This is a genomic window from Actinoalloteichus spitiensis RMV-1378 (assembly GCF_000239155.1).
GTDB classification, from domain to species: domain Bacteria; phylum Actinomycetota; class Actinomycetes; order Mycobacteriales; family Pseudonocardiaceae; genus Actinoalloteichus_B; species Actinoalloteichus_B spitiensis.
Genome location: NZ_AGVX02000563.1, coordinates 1 through 5270, shown reverse-complemented (window position 1 = coordinate 5270; position 5270 = coordinate 1). Strand labels below are relative to the sequence as shown.

Annotated in this window: 6 protein-coding genes and 1 tRNA gene; 3 read left to right on the top strand and 4 right to left on the bottom strand. The window is 72.9% G+C overall.

What is annotated here, in order from left to right; all coding sequences use genetic code 11:
• The first annotated feature begins 73 nt into the window (after window positions 1–73).
• Window positions 74–499, top strand: coding sequence for an organic hydroperoxide resistance protein (locus ACTIDRAF_RS0221740; RefSeq protein ID WP_016700821.1), 426 nt, complete (start codon window positions 74–76; stop codon window positions 497–499).
• A 71-nt stretch (window positions 500–570) separates the two neighbouring features.
• The gene (locus ACTIDRAF_RS0221735) at window positions 571–1056 is read left to right on the top strand and encodes a Dps family protein (protein WP_026066370.1); all 486 of its coding nucleotides are present in this window, start codon (window positions 571–573) and stop codon (window positions 1054–1056) included.
• A 58-nt stretch (window positions 1057–1114) separates the two neighbouring features.
• Here ACTIDRAF_RS0221735 and ACTIDRAF_RS0221730 read toward each other — a convergent pair whose 3' ends face one another.
• The 4 genes from ACTIDRAF_RS0221730 to ACTIDRAF_RS30445 form a co-directional block, all read right to left on the bottom strand.
• On the bottom strand, window positions 1115–2983 hold the full coding sequence (locus tag ACTIDRAF_RS0221730; protein WP_016700819.1) for a S9 family peptidase: 1869 nt from the start codon (window positions 2981–2983) through the stop codon (window positions 1115–1117).
• A 159-nt stretch (window positions 2984–3142) separates the two neighbouring features.
• Entirely contained in the window at window positions 3143–3355 is a 213-nt protein-coding gene (locus tag ACTIDRAF_RS0221725) for a hypothetical protein (RefSeq protein WP_016700818.1), read from the bottom strand.
• A 203-nt stretch (window positions 3356–3558) separates the two neighbouring features.
• Window positions 3559–3632, bottom strand: a tRNA-Pro gene (locus tag ACTIDRAF_RS0221720).
• A 51-nt stretch (window positions 3633–3683) separates the two neighbouring features.
• On the bottom strand, window positions 3684–4646 hold the full coding sequence (locus tag ACTIDRAF_RS30445; RefSeq protein ID WP_016700817.1) for a metallophosphoesterase: 963 nt from the start codon (window positions 4644–4646) through the stop codon (window positions 3684–3686).
• Between the two features lie 173 nt (window positions 4647–4819).
• Here ACTIDRAF_RS30445 and ACTIDRAF_RS0221705 point away from each other — a divergent pair.
• A partial coding sequence (locus ACTIDRAF_RS0221705) for a GatB/YqeY domain-containing protein (protein ID WP_016700815.1) occupies window positions 4820–5270 on the top strand: 451 nt, incomplete at its 3' end.

Below are 5270 nucleotides of genomic sequence, written 5' to 3'. Positions count from 1 at the left end.
CGGGGAGCCGCCACTTCGGTCGGGCGGCCGCCCCGGCCGGCTCTGGACCAGCACCACACGGGAGGCGGAGGGTATGAGCGCGCGGTACACGGCGGAAGCGGTGTCCGTCGGTGACGGACGGGACGGCGAGGTCCGCAGCGACGACGGGGTGATCGACGAGAAACTCGCCGTGCCCGCCGAACTCGGCGGCAGGGGCGGCGACGCGACCAACCCCGAACAGCTGTTCGCGGCGGGCTACTCGGCGTGCTTCCACAGCGCGGTGCTCCAGGCGGCCAGGTTGTCCGGGATCAAGGTCGCCGACAGCCGGGTCGCGACCCGGGTCGCGATCGAGGTCGACGAGGCCGACTCCGGCTACCGCCTCGCCGTCAACCTCCGCGCCCACCTGCCCGGCCTGAACCAGCCGCAGGCCGACGAGCTCGTGGAGGCGGCGCACCAGATGTGCCCCTACTCCAAGGCGACCCGGGGGAACGTCCCCGTGCGGGTCAGCGCGACCGTCTGAGCGCCGGCCCCACCACGGGTGGGCGCGAACCACCAACCGGACTCGTCATCCACGGAAGAGGTGTGACCGACATGAGCAGCAACAGTCCCATCACCAGCACCCTCGGCGACTCGGAACGGGACGTCACCGGGCGGGCGCTGCGAGCCACTCTTCTGGAGCTGGTGGACCTGTCCCTGATCGGCAAGCAGGCGCACTGGAACGTCGTGGGCCCGTTCTTCCGCAGTGTGCACCTGCAACTCGACGACCTCGTCTCGATGGCGCGGAAGTACTCGGACAAGGTGGCCGAGCGCGCCGCCGCGCTCGGTGTCTCGCCGGACGGCAGGGCGAAGTCGGTGGCCGAGGGCTCGGGACTTCCGAGCTACCCGGACGGCTGGCGCCAGGACGCCGACGTCGTGCGGGACGTCGTCGGGATCCTGGACGAGCTGGTGCACCGGGTGCGCGCGCGGATCGACGAGACGGACAAGACCGACCAGGTGACGCAGGACCTGCTGATCGCGCTGACCGACAAGCTCGAGGAGGCCCGCTGGATGTGGCAGGCACAGCTCGCCGGCCGGTGACGGTCGACGGCGCGGGGCTCCCACCCGGGTGGGAGCCCCGACGCACGAGCGACCGGGGTCAGCTGGCGGCGAGAGCGCGCCGCGCGAAGTGCACCTCGGCGGCCCGCTGACGCAGTGACTCGGCCACCACCAGCGAGCCGTGCCCCGCGTCGTAGCGGTACACCTCGTAGGTGGCGCCCAGGGCCGCGAGCCGGTCGAGGTAGTTGTCAATCTGCCGGATCGGGCAGCGCGGGTCGTTCTCCCCCGCCAGCACCAGGACCGGCGCCCGCACCTTCTCGACGTAGGTCAACGGGGAGCAGTCCCGGTACCGGTCGGGGACCTCGTCCGGCGAGCCGCCGAACAACGCGCGGTCGAAGGCCCGAAGCGGCTCCATCTCGTCCTCGTACGCGGCCAGGTAGTCCGCGACCGGGACACCCGCGATGCCGGCGGCCCACCTGTCCGGTTGGGTGCCCAAGGCCATGAGCGTCAGGTAACCGCCCCAGGACGCACCCTCCACGACGCTGCGGTCCGGGTCGGTGAGACCACTGGCCACCGCCCAGTCGTGCACGGCCGCGACATCCTCCAACTCGGTGAGCCCCGGCCGCCCCTCGATGGCATCCCTCCACTGCGACCCGTACCCGGTGGAACCCCGGTAGTTCACGTGCACCACGGCGAACCCGGCGTCGAGCCACAACGCCCGGTAGGCGGAGAACCGGTCCTCATCGGCCGCGTGGGGCCCGCCGTGGAGGCTGAACACGGTGGGCAGCGGCCCGTCCGGCGCGTGTTCCGGCCGGGCGTACAGGGCGTGGACCCGTCCTCCGGGGCCCTCCACGAACGCATCCCGCAGCGGCTGCGAGGGCGGTGCCGGGGTGCCGCCGGGCTGGAGGATCACCGCATCGGACCCGTCGGTGTAGAGGGCTCGGATGGCGGCGGGGCGTTCGGCGGAGGACAACGAGTACTCCACCGTGCCGTCCGGCCGGACGTCCGCACCCGTGACCGTCCCGGTCGCCGTGGGCAGCCTGGTCAGCGTGCCGGACGCGAGGTCGTAGTGGTACAGGGCGCAGCGGGCCTCGTGTTCGTGGGTCACCAACAGCGCCGTGCCGTTCGGGTACCAGCTCGCCGACAGCTCCCCGGGCAGGTCGATCTGGAGTTCGACCTCCGTGTCGTTCTCCACGTCCCAGATCAGCAGCTCGGACCGGCCGCGTCGCTCGTGGCTGACCAACAGCCTCGCGTCACCCGCGACGAGTGGGAAACCGAGCGCGGACAGCGACTTGCCCGTTCCGTCCCACTTCTCCGCCACCGGGGTGCCGTCGACCTCGTCACCGCGCACCCGCAGCACCCGCAGGGCCGGGTGGCGGGAATCGCCGTGTTCGGAGTGGGCCAGCACCAACAGCGATTCGTCGTGGGAGAGGGCCGCCACGTCCGCGTCCTGTTCGTGCTGGTAGATCACCCGGGCAGGGTGGTAGCCGCCACCCTCGGCGACCCTGCTCGCCCAGATCGTGGTCCCCTCGTCCGTGGAGGCCCCGCAGACGACGACCCCCGTGCCCAGGGCCAGGCCGGCCGGGTAACCCTCGTGCACCCCGGGCGGCGCCGCCGTCGCGCTGCCGTCGACGGGAAGGCCGGCGAACGGTTCGGTCACCCAACGCCCGAACTCGTTGCCGTCGGTGTCGGAGAACCACCAGATGGCCTCGCCGTCAGGGCTGATCGTGGCGTGGGTGGTTCCGTTCGGCCGGTCCGTGACCTGGCGGTGCGTCTCGGTCGCCCGGTCCCAGGCGTAGACCTCCCAGACACCGCTGGAGTTGGACACGTACAGGTTGCGGTCGGGGGCGTCCAGCGCCCAGTCGGGGAGTGAGTTCCGGGGCGCGCTGAACCGGGCGCGCCACCGCTTCTCCTCGGCCGGGTCGTCGAACAGGGTCTCCGGGATTTCGGCGCTGGGATGCTTGCTCACCCCCTCGATCCTGCCCGATACCCGCAGCGGGCGAAACGCTCGGAGGCGACAGCTCCGATCCGCCCGACCCGACAGGCACCGCGCCGCACGGTCCACGCCCCTGGGCCACCCGGCCGGGCCAGGGCTGGGCCGGCCCTGGCCAGGAGCGGCCCGCGAGGATCAGGGGAGGGCGACGGGGCGGCGGTCGTGCCCTCCGCCCAGGCACTCCGGGCCGTGCGCGGGGAACGTCACCGTTCCCCCGGCCTCGACGCACTCCCGTACCGGTACCGAGGGGAGCAGATTGGGCTGGTGGTTGCTCGGAGGCCACGGCGACACACCGCACGCGACGGCGAGCGCGAGCACGACGGCACCGAGGGCGGGGCGGGAGTCCATGACGGCGGGGCACCTTCCCGGAGACGAGCTGGGAACCCCACTCTCGCAGCGTGCGGCCGGGCAGGTGAACGACCGCCGCCCATGATCACCCGATCGAGGAAGGACCGGGCGGCGCCGCCCAGGTGGCCGACCAGCCCCGGGCATGACGGAAGCCCAGGTCAGGGAATCATGACGACCATTCCCTGACCTGGGCTTCCGGTCTGTCGGGGTGGCGGGATTTGAACCCACGACCTCTTCGACCCGAACGAAGCGCGCTCCCAAGCTGCGCCACACCCCGATCGTCTTGCGACCAGCCCCACCGGGGCCTCACCGCCTGACGGGAGAGAGTCTAGCCCATGCCCCCGCCGGCCCGGAAACCGGCCGTCGCTTTCGGTGCCACCGGCCCGGAACCGGCCTCGCTCGGCCGGGGGACCAGGGTCAGCAGGCTGGCCTCCGGGGGGCACGCGAAGCGGACCGGCGCGTAGGGCGAGGTCCCGAGGCCGGCGGAGACGTGGAGCCAGGTGTGCGCTCCCCAGCGCGAGGCCCCGCGAGCCCGTGACCGGTCCAGCTCGCAGTTGGTGACCAGCGCGCCGTAGAAGGGGATCCGCAGCTGGCCGCCGTGGGTGTGGCCGGCGAGGACCAGGTCGTACCCGTCCTCGGCGAACCGGTCCAGGACCCGGGGCTCCGGTGAGTGCGTCACCCCCAGCGACAACCTGGCGCGGGGGTCGGGGCGGCCCTCGATGTCGTCGTAGCGGTCCCGGCGCAGGTGGGGGTCGTCGACGCCAGCGGCAACCACCAGCTGGCCCCCCACCCGGAAGCTCCGCCGTTGGTGGGTCAGGTCGAGCCAGCCCCGCTCGGTCAACGCGGCCCGGAGGTCCCGCCAGGGCAGCGGCACCCCGTGGATGCGCTTGGTCCGGCGGACCGGCAGCAGGTACCGCGCCGGGTTCTTCGGCTTCGGGGCGTAGTAGTCGTTGCTGCCGAAGACGAAGACGCCGGGGCGGTCGAGCAGCGGGCCCAGCGCCCGCAGCGCGGCGGGAACCGCCTGGTGGTGCGCCAGGTTGTCCCCGGTGTTCACCACCAGGTCGGGCTCGAGCGCGTCCAGCGCGGCCACCCATTCCTGCTTGGAACGCTGGTTCGGTGTCATGTGCAGGTCCGAGACGTGGAGGACACGGACCGGCCGGCTCCCGGGAGCGAGCACGGGAAGTGTGACGTTCCGAAGCGTCCAGTGCCGTCGTTCGATCCCGGCGGCATAGCCGACGGCCGCGACCCCGAGGGCGGCGGTTCCGATCAAGGTGCGCCCGAGAGTGTTCACCCGATTCAGCTTACGTCCTCCGATTTGACCCGTCCGACCGGTGACGGACGAGGGCGGAGACGACCACCTCCACCACCGCGACCAGCCGCCCGCTCCGCCGCCGCCAGCCCGCGAACCCCGAGCGGACGCGCCTCGCCGCGGTCGCCGCGTCGGACACGGCGTACGTTCCCAGCGTGAGCGATCTCGAGGAACGGCTCCGCGCCGATCTGGTGGCCGGGATGAAGAGCCGCGACAGCCGGGTGGTCGGGACACTCCGCACGGTGCTGGGCGCCCTCGGCAACGCCGAGGGGCGGACGGGCCGTGCGCTGACCGAGGAGGAGGTGACCCAGACCGTCGCCAAGGAGGCGAGGAAGCGGGACGAGGCGGCGGAGGCGTTCGCGGCGGCCGGTCGGACGGACAGCGCCGAGCGCGAACGGGCCGAGGCGGAGATCCTCCGCGCCTACCTGCCCCGCCAGCTGGCGGAGGACGAACTCGCCGCGCTCGTCGAGGCCGCCATCGAGGAGGTCGGCGCGCGGTTGGGAGACCGACCGGGGATGGCTCACCTGGGCCAGGTGATGAAGGAGGCCACCGCCAGGGTCGCCGGCCGCGCCGACGGGAGCCGCGTGGTGGCGCTCGCGCGGGCCC

What these genes read in the sequence shown, in the direction of transcription:
- ACTIDRAF_RS0221740 (WP_016700821.1), top strand. Translation starts at nt 74, where the DNA reads ATGAGCGCGCGGTACACGGCGGAAGCGGTGTCCGTCGGTGACGGACGG.
- ACTIDRAF_RS0221725 (WP_016700818.1), bottom strand. Translation starts at nt 3,355, where the DNA reads ATGGACTCCCGCCCCGCCCTCGGTGCCGTCGTGCTCGCGCTCGCCGTC.
- ACTIDRAF_RS0221735 (WP_026066370.1), top strand. Translation starts at nt 571, where the DNA reads ATGAGCAGCAACAGTCCCATCACCAGCACCCTCGGCGACTCGGAACGG.